The sequence below is a fragment of the Fodinicola acaciae genome (assembly GCF_010993745.1).
In the GTDB taxonomy this organism is placed as follows: Bacteria; Actinomycetota; Actinomycetes; order Mycobacteriales; family HKI-0501; genus Fodinicola; species Fodinicola acaciae.
On the sequence record NZ_WOTN01000001.1, the window covers coordinates 1,541,728 to 1,559,625 of the forward strand.

General features: G+C 68.6%; 15 protein-coding genes and 1 pseudogene. 11 read left to right on the plus strand and 5 right to left on the minus strand.

The window, feature by feature from the left end; genetic code table 11:
* Nucleotides 1-62: 62 nt before the first annotated feature.
* Complete coding sequence (locus tag GNX95_RS07255) at nucleotides 63-3,158, minus strand: alpha-mannosidase (protein WP_163506344.1); 3,096 nt, start codon at nucleotides 3,156-3,158, stop codon at nucleotides 63-65.
* A gap of 415 nt (nucleotides 3,159-3,573) precedes the next feature.
* Here GNX95_RS07255 and GNX95_RS07260 point away from each other — a divergent pair, with 415 nt between their 5' ends.
* From GNX95_RS07260 to GNX95_RS07270, 3 genes are all read left to right on the plus strand, one after another.
* Complete coding sequence (locus GNX95_RS07260; RefSeq protein ID WP_163506345.1) at nucleotides 3,574-4,956, plus strand: threonine/serine exporter family protein; 1,383 nt, start codon at nucleotides 3,574-3,576, stop codon at nucleotides 4,954-4,956.
* A gap of 546 nt (nucleotides 4,957-5,502) precedes the next feature.
* A complete protein-coding gene (locus GNX95_RS07265) occupies nucleotides 5,503-6,672 on the plus strand; it encodes an ROK family transcriptional regulator (RefSeq protein WP_163506346.1) in 1,170 nt (389 codons plus the stop codon).
* Nucleotides 6,673-6,742: 70 nt separating this feature from the next.
* On the plus strand, nucleotides 6,743-8,002 hold the full coding sequence (locus GNX95_RS07270; RefSeq protein WP_163506347.1) for a hypothetical protein: 1,260 nt from the start codon (nucleotides 6,743-6,745) through the stop codon (nucleotides 8,000-8,002).
* Nucleotides 8,003-8,525: 523 nt separating this feature from the next.
* Here the strand turns inward: GNX95_RS07270 and GNX95_RS07275 are convergent.
* Together GNX95_RS07275 and GNX95_RS07280 are read right to left on the minus strand one after the other, a co-directional pair.
* Nucleotides 8,526-9,293: a glycoside hydrolase family 20 zincin-like fold domain-containing protein gene (locus GNX95_RS07275; RefSeq protein WP_163506348.1), complete on the minus strand. Its 768-nt coding sequence runs from the start codon at nucleotides 9,291-9,293 to the stop codon at nucleotides 8,526-8,528.
* 156 nt (nucleotides 9,294-9,449) lie between these two features.
* Entirely contained in the window at nucleotides 9,450-10,397 is a 948-nt protein-coding gene (locus tag GNX95_RS07280) for an RNA methyltransferase (RefSeq protein WP_163506349.1), read from the minus strand.
* 182 nt (nucleotides 10,398-10,579) lie between these two features.
* Here GNX95_RS07280 and GNX95_RS07285 point away from each other — a divergent pair, with 182 nt between their 5' ends.
* The 6 genes from GNX95_RS07285 (at nucleotide 10,580) to GNX95_RS43775 (ending at nucleotide 14,718) form a co-directional block, all read left to right on the plus strand.
* Entirely contained in the window at nucleotides 10,580-11,434 is an 855-nt protein-coding gene (locus GNX95_RS07285) for an LLM class F420-dependent oxidoreductase (protein ID WP_163506350.1), read from the plus strand.
* Between the two features lie 57 nt (nucleotides 11,435-11,491).
* The gene (locus GNX95_RS07290; RefSeq protein ID WP_222853445.1) at nucleotides 11,492-12,064 is read left to right on the plus strand and encodes a class I SAM-dependent methyltransferase; all 573 of its coding nucleotides are present in this window, start codon (nucleotides 11,492-11,494) and stop codon (nucleotides 12,062-12,064) included.
* A gap of 12 nt (nucleotides 12,065-12,076) precedes the next feature.
* On the plus strand, nucleotides 12,077-13,210 hold the full coding sequence (locus GNX95_RS07295; protein WP_163506352.1) for a GAF domain-containing sensor histidine kinase: 1,134 nt from the start codon (nucleotides 12,077-12,079) through the stop codon (nucleotides 13,208-13,210).
* Entirely contained in the window at nucleotides 13,200-13,835 is a 636-nt protein-coding gene (locus tag GNX95_RS07300; RefSeq protein WP_163506353.1) for a response regulator, read from the plus strand. Before GNX95_RS07295 ends, GNX95_RS07300 begins: the two co-directional genes overlap by 11 nt.
* Nucleotides 13,836-14,065: 230 nt before the next feature.
* Nucleotides 14,066-14,422 carry a DUF222 domain-containing protein gene (locus GNX95_RS43770; protein WP_163506354.1) on the plus strand — a complete coding sequence of 119 codons (357 nt, stop codon included), beginning with the start codon at nucleotides 14,066-14,068 and terminating at the stop codon, nucleotides 14,420-14,422.
* A complete protein-coding gene (locus GNX95_RS43775; protein WP_163506355.1) occupies nucleotides 14,368-14,718 on the plus strand; it encodes a 13E12 repeat family protein in 351 nt (116 codons plus the stop codon). The genes GNX95_RS43770 and GNX95_RS43775 overlap by 55 nt, the downstream gene beginning before the upstream one ends.
* Here GNX95_RS43775 and GNX95_RS07315 read toward each other — a convergent pair.
* Together GNX95_RS07315 and GNX95_RS43030 are read right to left on the minus strand one after the other, a co-directional pair.
* Entirely contained in the window at nucleotides 14,699-15,166 is a 468-nt protein-coding gene (locus GNX95_RS07315; RefSeq protein ID WP_343034779.1) for a transposase, read from the minus strand. The two genes, GNX95_RS43775 and GNX95_RS07315, sit on opposite strands and share 20 nt — an antisense overlap.
* Nucleotides 15,165-15,521 (minus strand): annotated as a pseudogene (locus GNX95_RS43030) (transposase); the annotation flags it as partial. The pseudogene GNX95_RS43030 and the gene GNX95_RS07315, both read right to left, overlap by 2 nt.
* Before the next feature lie 535 nt (nucleotides 15,522-16,056).
* Between GNX95_RS43030 and GNX95_RS07320 the strand changes: the two are divergent.
* Both GNX95_RS07320 and GNX95_RS07325 read left to right on the plus strand, forming a co-directional pair.
* Nucleotides 16,057-16,749, plus strand: coding sequence for an SDR family oxidoreductase (locus GNX95_RS07320; RefSeq protein ID WP_163506356.1), 693 nt, complete (start codon nucleotides 16,057-16,059; stop codon nucleotides 16,747-16,749).
* A complete protein-coding gene (locus GNX95_RS07325; protein WP_163506357.1) occupies nucleotides 16,746-17,825 on the plus strand; it encodes an S-adenosylmethionine:tRNA ribosyltransferase-isomerase in 1,080 nt (359 codons plus the stop codon). Before GNX95_RS07320 ends, GNX95_RS07325 begins: the two co-directional genes overlap by 4 nt.
* Nucleotides 17,826-17,898: the final 73 nt, after the last annotated feature.

The following is a 17,898-nucleotide window of genomic DNA, read 5'->3' on the forward strand; positions in this document are numbered from 1 at the left end:
GACGCCGAGGGTGACGTTTCGAGGTGTTCTGACGACCGTCGAAACGTCACCCTCGGGAGGGTCTAGCGAGCCGGTTTGAGGCGTACGGTCACGATCTGGAACGGCCGCAGCGGCACGCGCAGCTCGCCGTCGACCGTCTCGGCGGACTCGAGCGGCCGCTCCAGGAGGTCGACCACACCGGCGGACGCGAGGTCGAAGCCGGCACGTACGGACGCGGTCGTACGTGCGCCGTGTGCCTCGTAGAGCCGCACGACGACATCGCCGGACCGGTCCTCGGCCAGCTTGACCGCCTCGACGATCACACCTGAGCCGGACACGTCGACCAGCGGCTCGGTCGGAGCGCCGGCGCCGACACGCAGCGGCAGGTTGAGCGCGTAACCCTCGGCGACCGCGTCCGGGATGCCGGCGCCGGCGCGGATCGAGTAGGTGAAGCGGTGCACGCCCTGGTCGGTCTCTGGGTCGGGGCTCCTCGGCGCGCGCAGCAGTGTCAGCCGTACGGTCGTCGTCGTGCCACCGCCATCGCGCGTCGTCCGGCCGACGTCGTAGCCGTAGGTGGCGTCGTTGACCACCGCCACGCCGTAGCCCGGCTCGCCCACGTGGACCCAGCGGTGCGCGTAGACCTCGAACCGCGCTGCGTCCCAGCTGGTGTTCTGGTGCGTCGGCCGGTGGACGTGGCCAAACTGGATCTCCGAGGCCGTGCGGTCGGCGTGTACGTCGATCGGGAAGGCCGCCTTGAGCACCTTCTCGTCCTCGTGCCAGTCGATCTCGGTCTCGATGTCCAGCCGCCGGCTGCCGGCGCCGAGCCGCAGCACCTGGTCGATCCTGGACGCGCCAAACGACCTGCGGACCCGGATCGCGCCGGTCAGCGGGCCGGCGTCCAGCACCTCGATGCTGTCCACCTCGGACAGATCGCGGTGCGAGTGCTGGTAGAACTTGTCGATGTCCCAGGCGTCCCACTGGTTGGGGTGGTCGGGATGCAGCTGCAGCAGGTTGCCCACCTGCCCCGGCGCGAGCACCTCCCGGTCGGCCGCCACATCGTAGATCGAGCGCAGGAAACCGTTGTCGTCCAACGAAATCCGTACGAGCCCGTTGTCCAGCCGGCGGTCGCTGACCGACACCGGAGTGACACCACTCGGCAGTGTCGGCTCGGCCGATCCGGTGCCGAGAGCCGGCGTGGTCGACCACATGGCGACCCGTCCGTCGGCCAGTTTCTGGTCCGCCTCGACGCCATGCGCCAGCTCAACCGGCACGGCCACGACCTCGGAACGCGCCAGCGGCCCGGCGTTGAACACGCGGATCCCCTGGCTGGCACCGTCACCGTCGCCTTCCTGCGCCGCGCCGATCAACGTCTCCAGCTCGCCGGCGACGCGTGCGTACGTCTCACGTGCCTCTCGGTGCACCCAGGCGATCGAGCTGCCCGGCAGGATGTCGTGGAACTGGTGCAGCAGCACGGTTTTCCAGAGCTCTTCGAGCTTCTCGTACGGATATTCCTTGCCCTGCAACGCGGCGGTCGCCGCCCACAGCTCGGCCTCGCGGAGCAGGTGCTCGCTGCGCCGGTTGCCGGCCTTGGTGAGGTGCTGGCTGGTGTACGTGCCGCGGTGGAACTCCAGGTAGAGCTCACCGGACCAGACCGGCGCGTTGGCGTATTCGGCCTCAGCCCGCTTGAAGAACTCCTCCGGCTTCTCCACGACGACCTTCGGCGCGCCTTCCAGGTTGGCCAGCCGGCGCGCGCGCTCGAGCATGTCGCGGGTGGGGCCGCCGCCGCCGTCGCCGTGGCCGAACGGGATCAGCGAGGTGCTGCCGAGGCCCTTCTCGGCGTACTGGCTGACCGCCCGGGTCAGCTCCTCGCCGGAGAAGACCGCGTTGTAGGTGTCCACTGGCGGGAAGTGCGTGAAGACGCGGCTGCCGTCGATGCCCTCCCACCAGAACGTGTGGTGCGGCAGCCGGTTGGTCTGGTTCCATGACAGCTTCTGGGTGAGGAACCAGCGCACCCCGGCCAGCCGCGCGAGCTGCGGAAACGCGGCGGTGTAGCCGAACGAGTCGGGCAGCCAGATCTCCTGGGTGTCCACGCCGAACTCCTCGGCGAAGAAGCGTTTGCCGACGATCAGCTGGCGGGCCAGCGCCTCGCCGCCGGGCAGGTTGGCGTCGGACTCGACCCACATCGAACCGACCGGCGCCCAGTTGCCGGACTTCACCGCGTCCTGGATGCGCTGGTAGATGTGCGGCTGGTTGTTCTTGACCCACTCGTACTGCTGCGCCTGCGACGCGGAGAACACCAGCTCCGGATAGTCCTTGGCCAGCGCGGTGACATTGGCGAACGTCCGCGCCGCCTTGCGTACGGTCTCGCGCAGCGGCCACAGCCACGCGCTGTCGATGTGGGCGTGGCCGGTCGCCGAGAGCCGGTGCGCGCTCGCGTTGGCCGGCTGTGCCAGCGCCTCGGCCAACTGCTCGCGCGCGGCGGCCGCCGTGCCGGGCACGTCGTGCAGGTCGAGCATGTCAAGTGCGCGCTCCAGCGCGCGGAGGATGAGGTGGCGCCGCGGCTCGGTGACCGGCAGCTCGCGCATCACCTCGTCGAGCACCTCGACATCGTGGATCAGCTGCCAGACGTCCTCGTCGCGGACCGCGATCTCGGCCTTGGCCAGCCGGTAGATCTTCACCTGCGGCGCGGTCAGCTTGTCGCCGAGGTCGGTCGGCAGGAAGTCGTGCAGCACGGCCGGGTTCGCCGCGGCTTCCACGAAAATGTGTACGTTTCCGGTGCCGTCCGCGACCGGCACGTACGCGTTTTTCGGTGAGATGCCTTTGATCGGCACGCCGTCGATGTCGTACGCCAGACCCTCGGCCTGGAAGCCGGGGCCGTCGCCTTCGAAACCCAGGTCGAGGACGACCTCGACCCGCTCGCCGCGCCAGTCGGCCGGCACCTCGCCGGTCAGTTCGAACCAGGTGGTCGACCACGGCGTCCCCCAGGCCTGGCCGACCTCGAACGACTCGAACCTGCCGTCGGCGTGCGCCGCGAGCGCGTCCGCGGTCGGCACCGGCTCCCCGTCGACGTGCCAGGCACGTACGGTCAGCGGCGCGGTCCGCACGTACAGTGCCGGACGGATCCGCTGCCGCAACGCGCGGCTGAGGCGGTCCTCGATCAATTTGCGATCGTCGTGCACAGGGGTTGTCCTCTCGAACGCCGGTAACCGGTCCGGCCGGTGGTGGTCTGGTCCACACTAACCACACGTCCGGCCGGTCCGCGCGGGGTTGCCGGCACTGGTCAGCGACTTTCCGGGAACGTTCCCAGCATGTGGCACACGTGACAGCTCAAGGGGGCTTTCAGAAGGCGTCGCAACCCCTACGATTTAGCTGTGCGACGCTGTGACACCGCCGTCACCGCAGCCAGTGACCACCCCCTGGCCGCGGCGTCGACGCGTATTCCGCGACCGGCGTTCGCACCAGTTGGCCGGCGTTGTCCCGGCCTGTCCGACCGACGACATTCCTAGGCGTCCGTCCCCCACACCTTCCACCTCCGAAACATCTCGCAGGGGTCATTCCCTGTGTCCACTTGAGAAAGGTCCGCCAGGCACCGCCATGGAAACGATCGTCCGGCCACGTACGCGCACTCCGTGGTCCCGGCTGCTGCACCGGCGGCCGGTCGTCGTCGACCTCACCGAAGAGGAACCCGGCACGCCGGAGACCTATCGCGCGATGGACCTCGCGCTGCGGGTCGGCGAGCTGTTGCTGGCCAGTGGCGAGTCCACCGAAAGCGTCACCGAGGCGATGCTGAGCCTGGCGCAGTCGTACGACCTGCCGCGGCCGGAGGTGATCGTCAACTTCACCGCGATCTCCATCTCCTGCCTGCCGGGCCAGGGCGCGGCGCCGGTCACCGGTGAGCGGGTCGTACGGCGGCGCTCGCCCGACTACACGCGGCTGGTCGCCGTCCACCAGTTGATCCGCGACGCCGCCGACGGCCTGCCGCTGGACGTGGCGTTCCTGGACCTCAAGCAGATCAAGCACGGCCGCAACTTCTACCCGCGCTGGATCATCGCCCTGTCGCTGCCGCTGATGTCGGCCGCCGCCAGCGTGCTGACCGGCGGTGGACTGATCGTGTCCAGCGTCGCGTTCGTCGCCGCGCTGCTCGCCGAGCGGACGACCGTTTTCCTTGCCAGGCGCGGAGTCGCGGAGTTCTACCAGTTCTCCGTCGCGGCCGCGATCGCCGCGCTCACCGCGGTGCTGATCATGGCCACCGGCGTACAGCTGCAGGGTTCGGCGGTCATCACCGCCGCGATCATCACGCTGCTGCCGGGACGGCCGCTGGTCGCCAGCGTCGCCGACGGCATCACCGGCGCGTTCGTCAGCTCGGCTGCCCGGATCCTGGAGGTTTTCTTCGCGCTGGCGGCGATCGTGGCCGGTGTCGGCATCGTCGTCTACACCGCCGTCCACTTTGGACTCCCCCTGTCCATGGCCGCTCTGCCAGCCATGCCGCCAGGCCTGGACGCGCTGCAGATCGTCGCCGCGGTCGCGCTGACGGTGACCTTCGCGCTGTCGCTGCACACACCACCGCGCGAGCTGCTGTTCGCCGCGGTCGGCGGCGGCCTGATCTGGGTTTTCTACACGCTGATGCGCGAGGCCAACCTCAACCCAGTCGTGTCCGCCGGTGTCTCAGCGGCAGTCGTCGGCACGCTGGCGCATTTCGCCGCGAGCTGGCAGCGGCGGCCGGCGCTGCCGTACGTCGTGCCGCTGATCGGTCCGCTGCTGCCCGGCACCGCGCTCTATCGCGGCCTGCTGGAGCTCGGCGGCGGCAACGTCGGTCAAGGGTGGCTCAACCTGTCGCAGGCGCTGGCCATCGGCATGGCGCTGGCCGCCGGCATCACCGTGGGCGGCGAGCTGGTACGCGCCTTCCGCGGCACGCCGATCGCTGCCATGGCCGCCGGTTGGCGCCGGCCAGCCGCCCGCCGTACCCGCGGCTACTGACCTGGAAGGCAACGACTTCCACGGCGCCGCGATCCAGGCGCGCGTCAGGGAGTCTCTGTGAACATCCAGCGGCGGCGAGGGGCGGTGCTGGTGTGACTGCTGTGGCCAACCATGCAGGTGAGACGGCCAGACCGGGTAATACTTGGTTAACAAGACATCAAACCGGACAATTAGCCCGCCTGGACATTGAGCCCGGCCTGGCGAGAAGCCCACAACAGCATTGCTGGCCTCAGCAGTCACACCCACCACAGGGGCCGGCGGTCACGCGGACGTGAAAGCCATGTTTCGTGCGTCTAGCGCCAGTAACTCGACATTCACCCCTCCGGTAAACCTCACAAGACAGACATTTATCGTTCCACCCGGGCCGTGGATCCCATTGAGTGGACCTTTTCGCCACCTGCCGGGACGCCATGACACCTTCCGCGCCCGGTCCGCGCAGCCGATGGCCGGAAAGACATCACCCGATCGCCGCGTTCGGCGACGCAATCGGATTCCGATTGCGTCCTCAATTATGATAGTGTCCGGCGAAATAAGGAGGTCGCCGGTGTGATCGTGCCACGAGCCGCGGTGCCGGCTGGCGATCTCAACCGGCTGCGGCAGATCAACGAGCACGCCGTGCTGGCCGCCATCCGCACTGGTGGTGACCTGCGGCTCGCGGAGCTGGTGGAGCGCACCGGCCTGACCAGGGCCTCGCTGGCCGAGGTGATCCGCGGTCTCACCGACCGGTGCTGGGTCGTCGCCGAGGAGCCGTATGCGTCGGGCCGTGGCCGGCCGGCGCAGCGCTTCCGCTTCAACGCGGCGGCCGGCCACGTGGTCGGTGTCGACATCGGCGCGTATGCGATCCGCGCGGCCGTCGCCGACCTGGCCGGCACCGTCGTCGCGCGAGCGGAGCGCGCCGTCAATCCGGACGACGCGCGTACGCGACGGCTCGCGGCAACCGCCGCGACGATCGACGACGCGCTTGGCGGGGCTGGCCTTGGCCGCGGCGACGTGTGGCTCGTCGGCGCCGGTACGACCGGACAGCTCGCGCCGGACGGCAAGGTCCTGTTGTCCTCGGCGATAACGGACTGGTCGGGCGCCGACCTGCCGGCCGAGCTGACCGAGCTGCTCGAGCTCCCGGTCGTGGTGGAGAACGACGCGTGGATGAGAACGCTGGCCGAACAGCGAATTGGTGCAGCGCAAGGGATTTCCGACCTGATCGTGCTGCAGGCCGGCCGCCGGCTCGGCGTCACGCTGGTGCTCGACGGCAGGATCCGCTGCGGACACAGTGGCATGGCCGGCGACGTGTCGGTTTTCAACGCTCTCAACGGTGACGCGGCGATCGAGCATATCCTCGCCTGCTCGGTGGCGGCGCGGACCGGCGACCACATCCACGACGTCGCCACCGCCGCGATCGAAGGCGATGCCAATGCGCGCAAGGCTATGCGCCGCTACACGCGCGCGATCGGCGAGGTCGCGGCGATCGCGGTTTCCTTGGTAGACCCCGAAATGCTGCTGTTGACCGGAGTTTTCGCCAGCTACGCGCAGCTTGTCGTGCCGGACCTGACCGCGGAGCTCGAGCTGCGCTGCATGAGCACACCGCGGGTGGCGGTTTCCGGCTTCGGCGCCGAGGCCGTACCGATCGGCGCCGTCTGGTATGCGCTCGACCACCTGGCCGGCCGCCTGTTCGCCGCCGACACGCTGCCGGCGCTGGCAAATCCCTACGCTGCTGGCTGATCTGCAGCTGCCATGGCAGCCGTCGTACCATCGCCGGGACGGGGATCCGCGACGATGGGACGACGTATCGATGCCTGGCCAACTCGACTTGGTCACCCCCCGCACCTCCCCCGACCAGACGGCCGCCGCGCCGACGACGAGCCGCCGGACCAGCAGGCTGCTGTGGATCCTGGTGTTGTCCGTCGGCCTGCTCGCCGGCGCGGCACATCTCACTTTCCTGCTGTCGCAGGGCCGCAACCTCTGGCTGTTCGACTCCCGGTCATATCTGTATTTCACGCTGCGCATCCTCGGTGCCGACCCGTACGCGGCCAACCAGCAGGTGCACGACTTCTCGGTCACGCTCCTGGGGGTCAAGGACGCGGCGCCGATCTGGGACGCGCGGGCCTTCTACTCGTTCGCCGGCCGGCCGCTGTATTCGTTGCTTTCCGCGCCGTTTGTCGCACTTTTCGGCGTTAATGGCATGTTCGTCGTGCCGTTCCTCGCGTACGCGGCGTTCGTGCCAGCTTTCTACGCCTTGCTGCGTCGGCTGGCGCGACCGGTCGCCGCCACGCTCGCCATGGTGTTGCTGCTCGTCGTCTCCCCGATGGTGTACGCGGTGACGCCGCTCGCCGAGTCGCTCAGCCTGCTGACCGCGACCTGCTGGCTGTTCACGCTGCCGTGGCCGACACGCTCCGGCGCCACGCCACCGATGACGATGCGGCGGATCGTCGCCTGCGTCGCGATGATCGTCCTTGCCAACACCTCACGCCAGCTCATCACATTCGCCTGCGCTTTCGCGTTTTTCGTCGCGGTGTGGGCTTGGCGCCAGACCAGCGAGCTGCGGGACAGCTGGTGGAAGGCGTGCGCGGCGACCGCGGCCGGCGTACTCGCCTCCACGGTCGTCATCAACCTGTTCTCGCATGTCACCTTCACCGACCTGGTTTCCCAGAACACGGAAGGAAAGTTCACCGGCCCGGTCCAGGGATTTCCCTATTACGCCGGCAGAGTCGCATTGTCGGTGGGCTTGGAGCTGCGGTCGCTGGTCAACGAGCAAGGCATGCTCGTCCTCGCGCTGGTCGCGGTGATCGGCGCGGTGCTGCTCCGCCGTACGATCGTCACCGCGCTGGTCGCCGCCGCCTTCACCGGCTATCTCGGCACGCTTTTGCTGGCACCGTTCCCGACCTCGTTGCGGCTGTTCCTGCCGAGCGCGCTGTTCGTCACCATCGCCGCCGCGATCGCCATCGGCCAGCCGTGGCGGCGAGACCGCGACCCGTTGGCCGGCAACGCATTGCTGACCCCGTGGACCGAACGCGCTAATCCCGCGGGAGGAGCACGCTCAGCGTCACGATGACGAGCAGGATCACCGCGCATGTCACAGCGACCAGATGCAGGCCATCGGTGAACGCGTCGTGCGCGGTCGAGGGCAGACGATCGCCGGCCGGAGACGGCCGGCGTGCGAAATCCGCGATTCCGGCAGCAGAACGGCCGCCAACAACAGAAATACCACGGTCACCGGCACGGCGACGAGAAGACCGCACCCGACCAGAAATGGTGCAGGATCCAGCCGCCGACCAACGGCGAGTGCCGTGTTTTACGCGGCATTCGGCGAGCGCCGGGTTTCTTGCGGCGCTCGCCCAGCGCCGGGTTTGTTGTGGCGCTCGCCGAGTGCCGGGTTTGTGGTGGCGTTGAGCGCCGAGTGACGCTCATCCGCCGTCGCTCGGCGAGCGCCGCGTTTCGTACGGCGTTCGGCGAGCGCCGCGATCCTGTCGGTAGTCGCCGAGCGCCGGGTTTCTTGCGGCGCTCGCCCAGCGCCGGGTTTGTTGTGGCGCTCGCCGAACGCCGGGTTTGTGGTGGCGTTGAGCGCCGAGTGACGCTCACCCGCCGTCGATGTAGCCGGTGATCAGCCCTCGGGCCCAGGCCACCGCGTCCGGGTTGGTGAGATCCAGCGCGCCGTCGAACTTCTCGCCGTTGTCGCCGCGCAGCGCGTACGCGTCCGGCAGCGGTGTTTCGTCGACATTGAGATACGCCGGCATGTCGATCAGTGGTGTCAGCTCGACGTGGTAGGTCCTGGCGAACGCGTCCAGCTGCCGCTCCTGCGCCTCGGTCATGCCGGCCGCGTTCGCCGGAAAGCGCATCTCGTTGATCTTCAGGTACGACAGCTCGCGCACCTCGTTGAACCACCACCCCATCGGAAACGGCTGGCCGTCCACCAGCGCCGCGCGGATCCGATATCGCGGCCAGTCCCGAGCCGCGCCAGCCGGCAACGTCCTCGACTGGCGCAGCAACTGCCGGACCGTACGCGTCCCCCAGAACACGCCGGCGGCCGCCCGAGCAGACAACTGCAGCACCGGCGCGACGGTCAGCGCATAGCCCTCCGAGCCGAGCTGGTCCGTCGAGCCGAGCCCGACGAACACGTCACCGGCCCGCGCGTCGCCCAGCACGCCGGTCACCACTGGCGGCGCGGGCTGGTGCATCACCACGCCGACGTCGGTGGCGAACGTACGCGCGTCGGCGGCCAATGCCGCCGAGTCGGCTGTGTTGACCACGATCCTGCCGTTGCCGGTCCAGCCGAAACCCTGCGCGCCGCCGGCGGTCCACCGCTGGATCGCCGGCAACACCGCAGGCAGCCCGGGCCGCGGCATCCGCGCGTACGCCGGTCAGCCCGGCCAGCGCCAACACGACCGCGGCGACCATCGCGCACCGCCTTGTCCAACTCCTCATCGGACCCCGCCTTCCGAATTATGATGGAGGCTGACGATAATCAGTCGGCGGTGCGATCGGAATGGGGCTGGCCGGCCTTATCCGGCCAGTACGTGGATGACCGCCGGTCGGCCGTGTACGCGGATCGGCACGCGACGGACCGCATGGAAGGCCGCCGGCGTCACGCCGTCGGGCAAAAGCGCGGCCACGACCGCCTCACCTGTCACCACTCGACGCAGCTCACGCCAGAGCGGTGCCAGGTCGGCGGTCAGCCCGCCGCCAGGTCGTACGGCCCGACCCCACGGCGGATTGACCAGCACACGATCGACGGATCCGTCCGCCAGCGGCAGCGCCGACGCATCGGCGACCGCCAACGTCACGCCGCGCAGGTTGGCCGCCGCCGCGCGTACGTCCAGATCGAAACCGACGCGAAGACCCGGCGACTCGCCGAGCGTCGTGCCGGCTCCGCAGCACGGATCCAGCACCACGTGCCGCTCGGCGACCCCGGCCAGCCGCGCCATCGCCGCCGCGACCGGCGGATGCAGCGTGCCCGGCACCGACGCGACCTTGTACGGCCGCCGGTGCAGCGGCGCGCGGCCGAGCCGTACGGCCACTCTGGCCAGCGAACCCTCGATCGTCACGCGCCAGGTCAGGCCATCCGGCGGCCGGACACCGCCGCGGCGCGACCGATAGCCGGGCAGCCGCGAGCCGACCGCGTCCTCCACGTCGTACCGGTTGAACCGCCGCGCGCCGACCACCGACGCCGATACGTCCACATTGGACCCATGACCGATGATTTCACTGACCTCGAGCCGATCGATGGCCGCCGACAGGCGCCGAAGGTCCGATGTGGACACTCCGATGCCGTCGACTTCGGCGACGAGCGTGGCAACGTCGTCGACCGTACGCAATGTCAGGGCGTCGCCGACCGGATGGAAAACCACCTCACGGTGGCGGACGCTCTCCACCCAGCCGAGCTGCCGTTCGTGAATTTCCGCGCAAGCGACCGGTTCCAGGCCACGCACGGTCCGCGCCAGCAGGCGCACGTGCTTCCTCCCACGCCGCGACTCGCGACGGTGGGATCAACACCTCGACCGTCGCCTGGAGTCGCTAGCGCAGGTAAAACACGAATGGGACCCTAGCAGCGCCGGCACCAGGCTTGGCAAACCATTTATCCCAGGATCGGCAGGGCCTGTCTGAGCGGACGATTCGCCATAGGCTGGACACCATGAAACTTGGTCTCCACCTGCCCAACTTCAGCTATCCCAACGGACCCGCCAAGCTCGGCAGCGATCTGGCCACCATCGCGAAGGCGGCCGAGGACATCGGCTTCGACCGGGTCTCGGTGATGGACCACCTGTTCCAGATCCCGGTGGTCGGACCGGTCGAGAACGAGATGCTCGAGGCATACACGGCGCTCGGTTTCATCGCCGCCCACACCTCGCGCGTCAAGCTCTACACGCTGGTCACGGCGGCCACCTACCGCCAGCCGGGCGTGCTGGCCAAGGCGGTCACGACGCTGGACGTCCTTTCCAACGGCCGCGCCATGCTCGGTGTCGGCGCCGGTTGGAACGAAGAGGAGGTGGCCGGCCTCGGTCTGCCGTTCGGACCGACCGCCGAGCGGTTCGAGCGGCTGGAGGAGACACTGCAGGTCTGCCTGCAGATGTGGTCGGACTCCGACGCCGCGTACGACGGCAAGCACTACCAGCTCGGCCGCACGCTCAACTCGCCACAGGCGCTGAGCAAGCCGCATCCGCCGATCCTGATCGGTGGCGGCGGCGAGAAGAAGACGCTGCGGCTCGTGGCCAAGTACGCGCAGGCCTGCAACATCTTCGGCGGACCCGACGTCGAGCACAAGCTCAACGTGCTGCGCGAGCACTGCGAGCGCGAAGGCACCGACTACGACGCGATCGAGAAGACCTGCATGGTCAACTTCCGCGCCGACCGCGACGAGGTGAAGGCGCAGCTCGAGCAGCTGCATGGCCTCGGCATCGACGTGGCCACCGGCTGGACGCGCGACGACCCGGCCGGCCTGGAGGCCTTCGGTCGCGACGTGGTGCCGTTCGCCGACGGCCTGACGTGACCGATATCCGGCACACGGTGGCGCCTGCGGCATAACCGCCGGCGCCGCGCCACGGCCATGCTCGACCGCATGATGAACGCGGTGCACCGCTGGCTCTGCAGCTCACGGATGTGGGCCAACGCGGTCGAGAAGCCACTCACCGACTGGCTCGCCGGGGCCGGCATCGGCGACGACGTCGTCGAGATCGGCCCCGGGTACGGCGCGACGACGCGCGTGCTGGCCGACCACTGCGAGCGGCTGACCGCCGTTGAGGTCGACCCGGTTTTGGCCGTACGGCTGGAAAACACCTACGGCGACCGGATCGAGGTCATCCGTGCCAGCGGCGCGGACGTACCGCTGGACTCCGCCGCCTATTCCGGTGTCGTGTGTTTCACGATGCTGCACCACGTGTCACCGGTCGCCGCACAGGACGCGTTGTTCGCAGAGGCACGCCGACTGCTGCGACCGGGCGGTGTCTTCGCCGGTGTCGACAGCCTGCCGAGCCTCGGTTTCCGGCTCCTGCACATCGGCGACACGATGGTTCCGGTCTCCCCCGCCACGCTGCCGGCGCGGCTGTCCGCCGCCGGCTTCTCGGACGTACGCGTCGAGGCGACGCGCTCGCAGGTCAGGTTCCACGCCAGGCGGTTGTAGCAAGATGGAGTCGTGGCGGACCCGGCGACCCTGCAGCGGCTGCTGGACGTCGCGCTCGACCTGCAAGGAGAGCGGCGACCGGAGTCGGTGCTGCGTACGGTCCTCAAGGCGGCCAAGGAGCTGACCGACGCGCGGCACGCGGCGGTCGGCGTACCGGACGGCGACGGCGGCTTCGCGTTGTTCCTGGTCGAAGGCGTCGACGCGAAGACCTGGGGCGCGATCGGCTATCTGCCGCGTACGCACGGATTCCTCGGCACCATGCTGGCCGATCCTGAGCCGTTCCGGCTGCGCCGGCTCAGCGACCATCCGAAGTTCACCGGCCGCTGGCCGAAGGCGCATCCGAAGATGGTCTCCTTTCTCGGCGTCCCGGTGGTGGCCAGCGGCGAGATCGTCGCCGCGCTCTATCTGTCCAACAAGCTCGGCGGCGACGAGTTCACCGACGAGGACATGCGCGTGGTCGAGGCGTTGGCCGCGCACGCGGCGCTGGCTGTGGTCAGCGCGCAGCGGCAGTCGCGGCTGCGCGAGCTGTCGGTCGCCGCCGAGCGCGCGCGGCTGGCGCGGGATCTGCACGACTCGGTCACGCAGACGATGTTCAGCCTGACCCTCGCGGCCGAGTCGGCGGCGAGCCTGACCAAGGACTCCGATCCGCGACTGGTCGAGCAGGTCGACCGGATACGCGCACTCGCCGGCACCGCGCGCGAGGAGTTGGCGTCTCTGCTCGACACGCTGCGACCGGCCGAGGAACGCCGCGACGATCTGTCCACGCTGCTGCGCCGCCGCGTCGAGCTGCTTCGCCGGATCCACGACACGCCGATCGAGCTGCGGCTCAAAGGCGAGCAGCGCCGGCAGTCGGCGGCCACCGACTACGAGGTCGGCCGGATCGCCACCGAGGCGCTGTCCAACGCGCTCAAACACGCCAGCGCTCAGCACATCGAGGTGACGCTGGAGTTCACGCCGACGACGCTGCGGTTGACCGTTGCCGACGACGGCGTCGGATTCGACCTGGCGCGGACCGTACGCCAGTCGCGCCGGATGGGCCTGTCGTCGATGACCGAGCGCGCCGCGGCACTCGGCGGTGACCTGCACGTCGAGTCGAAACCCGGTGCCGGCACGATCGTGTCGCTGGAGGTGACGCGTGACTGCTGAGACCGTGCGTGTGCTGCTGTGCGACGACCACGAGATGGTACGCGCCGGCCTGCGCAGCTTTTTCGAGCTGCAGGACGGCATCGAGGTCGTCGGCGAGGCCTCCACCGCGGAGCAGGCGCTCGCACTGATCGGTCGCGCACGGCCGGATGTCGTGCTGATGGACCTGGTGCTGCCGGGGATGTCCGGCGTCGAGGCCGTACGCCGGATCACCGCCGACCATCCCGCCGTCAAGGTCCTGGTGCTGACGAGTTTTTCCAGCGACAACACGGTTTTGGACGCCGTACGCGCCGGAGCCGCCGGCTATCTGCTCAAGGACGTCAACCCCTCGGAACTGGCCGGCGCGCTGCGGACCGTACACGCCGGCGGGTCACCGCTGCATCCGTCGGTCGCCGCCGCCGTCATGCGCAACGTGTCCGAGCCGGAGCACCTCACGCACCGCGAGCGCGAGGTGCTCGGCCTGATCGCCCGCGGCATGTCCAACCGGCTCATCGCACGCGAGCTGGCTTTGTCGGAGAAGACGGTGAAAGCGCACGTCAGCGCGATACTCGGCAAGCTCGGCGCGGCCGACCGTACGCAGGCCGCGCTGTGGGCCGTGCGGCACCTGCCAGAAGACCTGCGACCTTAGAGGCCGCGCGGATAGGTCGCGGTGTTTGGCTGACCGCAACGTCGTTGAGTGGGTGCGGATCGAGACAACAGATGCCCGGGGCGCATATTTTGCTGCAAAAGATGGAAAACAGATGAGTCAGACAGTTTGGGATCAGCGTTCGCTAATGATAGAATGTCGTACATGAGTACGAGCGTGGACACCGCGATCGAGCAGGTCCGCGCGTTGGGTGACGATCAGGTGAAGGCGTTGTGCGGCAGGCGTGCCAGGCGCATCTGCGCTCGTACGCGGAGCTGGTCGCCGCGGTGGCCGCGTTGGAAAACCGTGGCATCGCCGCCGCGGACGGGTTCCCGGTGCGGCGGGTGGCGCAGTTGGTGAAACAGCTGACCCGGCTGTCGTTGGCCGACTGCCGGGCACTGGTGAAAGTCGCCCGGATGACCAGCCGCCAGCCCGCCGGCGGGTCCTGCTTCACCGAAACCGAGCTGCCGGCCACCGCCGCCGCGTTAGCCGACGGCGCAGTCAATCCCAGCCACGTACGGGAATCATCGCCGCGATGTCGACCGTGCCGCCGGACTGGCCCGACCGCGACGGCATCGAAGCCTCACTAGCCACCCTGGCCCGGTCGGGCCACCCCGAGGACGTCAAAGAGCTCGGGAAAGTCATCGCCGACCGGGTCGAGCAGGAAACCCCACCACCCGAGGACGACCAGGATCGGTTGGCCGAGCCGGACCGGCGGCTGCAAATCACCGAACGCCTGGACGGGCGAGTGGTGATCGCCGGCAGCATCGACCAGGAAACCGCGATCCAGCTGAACGCGTTCATGTCCGCCTTCGCCCGGCCCCGCGACACCACCGACCGCGCGTCGGCATGGCCGTATCTGCTGGTCAGCGTGCTGGTGGTGTGATCGGGTTCCGGCCAGGTCGCCGGGTCCTTGAAGCTGAATACGGCTCCGTGGCGGGCCGGTCGACCGTTCTGCCCGGGCTCGCGAGGTGGTGCCGGGCGCCGTCATTGCCACTGTCACCAACGATCCAGATCGGCGGGTCACCCGGACGCCACTGACCGACCTCGATGAGCCGTCGCACGACCTCCCGCAACTGCGCGGCGGTCACCTCAGTCAGGTCGTCATCCGGCCCTAACCGCAGGGCGTCCGGGACCGCGCACCAGCTGCTGCGTCCGCTCTCCAACGCCTCCATGAACGAGTAGGGCCACCCCGGGATCATCTGCGCCTGACCCCGACCCCGCGCATAGGTAAGACAGAACAACCGATCCGCGCTGGTCACCGCATCCGGCCGCAACCAGTTGCTGACATCCACGGCCAACACGATCCGTGAACCGCCCCCGACCGTCCTCACAACGCGGAATCGACTGGCAGGCAACAGGATTCTGGAACCGGGCGACCGCGATCCGGCCCGCGTTCACCCCGTCATACAACCCACCATACAACCCACCATGACCACGCCGATGCTCAGCAGCCAGCGACAACTCCACCAACGACCGAACCGGCCCATCAACACACAGCACCGCATCGGTCAACTCGAACAACACATCCGCACGCCGCGGCAAACACCGATAGAACTCCCGACGGAACACCCCCAACTGTTCCGATAACGGCTCCGATGCCAGCCGCCCCCATGCCAGCCGCCGATCCCCATCATGCACACTAATCACACAGCCCTTAGCTGATCTTCTTTCCTTGACAAGAAGCATGATCAACTAAGGGGCTGCTTCCATGATCAACTGGGGCCGACCACAGGACCACCAGAGGTTAAACAACAAGCTAAGAGCCCGCGCAAATAGGTCAGCGTATGGTCGCGGTCTGTCGTTGAGGAAGCGTGAAGCACGAGTCTGCCGATCATGAAGCTGTTGACGCTTCGTGATCATGCGGCCCGTTCGCGCCCTGTCATCATGAATGACTGATCCGTTGTGGGACCAGTTCGTCGCACCCCGGCGACAAAGCCCCGATCCAGGGGTCGGCCTGGACTACGCCCACACCCGCGGGTCGATCCACTCGTCACGACGGTTGCGGATCGTTGTCGCCGAGCAGGTCGTAGCACGGGGTTCTCCATGATCACGAAGCGTCGACAACTTCATGGACAACAAACCCGCGCCCGCACCCCTCAACGACACGCCATCACACACGCCGCGACCTATTTGCGCGGGCCGTTGGTCCTAGGACCAAGGTCTCGGTGGTCGGCGGCCAGCGTCCGATGCCGCGCGCATGTCGCCGCGCGAGTCTGGCCTCATGACCGAAACATCTTCTCGAACAGCACTGATCACCGGAGCGTCCAAGGGCCTCGGATATGCCATCGCCGACCGGCTCGCGCGGCGCGGCACCCGGCTCGTCCTCGACGCGCGTACGCCGGCCGAGCTGGACGCCGCGACCGCCAGGCTGATCGACCGTACGGACACCGTCTCGGTCGTCGGCGACATCACCGATCCCCGTCACCGCAAGGAAATCGTCGCCGCCACCAAGGGACGGCTCGACCTGCTCGTACTCAACGCCTCGGCACTCGGGCCGACACCGCTGCCACCGCTGGCGGCCGCGGATCTCGACGCTTTTCGTGGCGTACTGGAGACAAACACCGTCGCCGCGCTGGCGCTCGTACAGCTGCTGCTGCCGGAATTACGCGCTGCCAACGGAACCGTGGTGTTCATCAGCAGCGATGCCGCGACGACCGGCTATGAAGGCTGGGGACTTTACGGCGCCAGCAAGGCGGCCGCCGACCAGTTGGCCCGTGTCCTGGCCGCTGAGGAGCCGGAGATTCGGGTCTACGCGGTCGATCCCGGTGACATGAACACCGAGATGCACGCGGCCGCCGACCCGGAGACCGACCCGGCCGATCTGCTCGATCCAGCCGTGGCCGCCATGCGCCTTGAGCCCCTGCTGACCGGCTCACTGCCGTCCGGCCGGTATGCCGGAGGTGAGCTGCGATGACCGCGGCCATTCGACTGTCCACTTCGGACATTCCGCTGGCCACCGCACCGGCCGAGTTTCGCGGCCTGCGCCGCGACGCGGTGCGCATGCTGGTCGCCGAACCCGGAAAACCGTTGCGCCACCGCAAAGCACGCGACCTGCACCATGAGCTGGCGGCCGGCGATGTTGTCGTCCTCAACACCTCCGACACGATTCCTGCCGCGGTCACCGGTGTGACCGAAGCCGGCGAGCGCGTCGAGGTGCACCTGTCCACGCCGTTGCCGTCCACCGGCCTGTCCCCCGCCACCGCGTTGGCCGCGACGGAATCGCAGTGGATCGTGGAAATCCGTACGCCGTTGCCGGTCGGCAGCCGTCAGTCCACAGTGGATCGTACGGCGGCCACCATCCGGCTTCGCGGCGGTGTTGCCGAAATCGCCGTCGATCGGCCGTATCCATCAGGCCAACAAAGGCTTTATGCGGCGACCGTACGCACACCGGCGCCGCTGCTGCGCTGGCTCACCGAGCACGGCGAGCCGATCCGCTATGACTACGTGTCCGCGCGCTGGCCGATTTCGGCCTACCGCACCGAACACGGCGACACGCCTGGCAGTGTCGAAATGCCGTCGGCCGGCCGGCCGATCACCGCGGGGATGCTGCGGCACCTGCGCGCGATCGGCGTGCAGATCGCCACGGTCGTGCTGCACTGCGGTGTCTCATCGCAGGAGTCGGGCGAGCCGCCGTACGCGGAGTGGTTCAGTGTGCCGAGGTCCACTGTGGACGCCATCGACACCGCACATGCCTCCGGCCACCGCGTGCTCGCGATCGGCACGACGGTCGTACGCGCCCTGGAGTCGGCCGTCACCGATGGTCGGCTGGCGGCCAAAACCGGCTGGACCGAGCACGTCGTCACTCCGGCGTCCGGAGTGTCCACTGTGGACGGCATCCTGACCGGCTGGCACGAACCGGAGGCCTCGCACCTGCAGATGCTGGCCGCGATCAGCGGTCCGCGGCTGCTGTCCGAGTCGTACGAGGAGGCCATCGCGGCCGGCTATCGGTGGCATGAGTTCGGCGACGTACACCTGCTCTGGAAACCCTGAACCGATCCGACATTTCCCCATCAAACATGCGCCGACCTGCATGTTTTAGGCAATCTTCGACGTGCGTCCGCCG

Excerpts from the sequence above, each read along its gene's own strand:
- GNX95_RS07260 (WP_163506345.1), top strand. The coding sequence starts at position 3,574 with ATGGAAACGATCGTCCGGCCACGTACGCGCACTCCGTGGTCCCGGCTG.
- GNX95_RS07270 (WP_163506347.1), top strand. The coding sequence starts at position 6,743 with ATGCCTGGCCAACTCGACTTGGTCACCCCCCGCACCTCCCCCGACCAG.
- GNX95_RS07275 (WP_163506348.1), bottom strand. The coding sequence starts at position 9,293 with ATGCCGCGGCCCGGGCTGCCTGCGGTGTTGCCGGCGATCCAGCGGTGG.
- GNX95_RS07285 (WP_163506350.1), top strand. The coding sequence starts at position 10,580 with ATGAAACTTGGTCTCCACCTGCCCAACTTCAGCTATCCCAACGGACCC.
- GNX95_RS07290 (WP_222853445.1), top strand. The coding sequence starts at position 11,492 with ATGCTCGACCGCATGATGAACGCGGTGCACCGCTGGCTCTGCAGCTCA.
- GNX95_RS43775 (WP_163506355.1), top strand. The coding sequence starts at position 14,368 with ATGTCGACCGTGCCGCCGGACTGGCCCGACCGCGACGGCATCGAAGCC.
- GNX95_RS07320 (WP_163506356.1), top strand. The coding sequence starts at position 16,057 with ATGACCGAAACATCTTCTCGAACAGCACTGATCACCGGAGCGTCCAAG.
- GNX95_RS07325 (WP_163506357.1), top strand. The coding sequence starts at position 16,746 with ATGACCGCGGCCATTCGACTGTCCACTTCGGACATTCCGCTGGCCACC.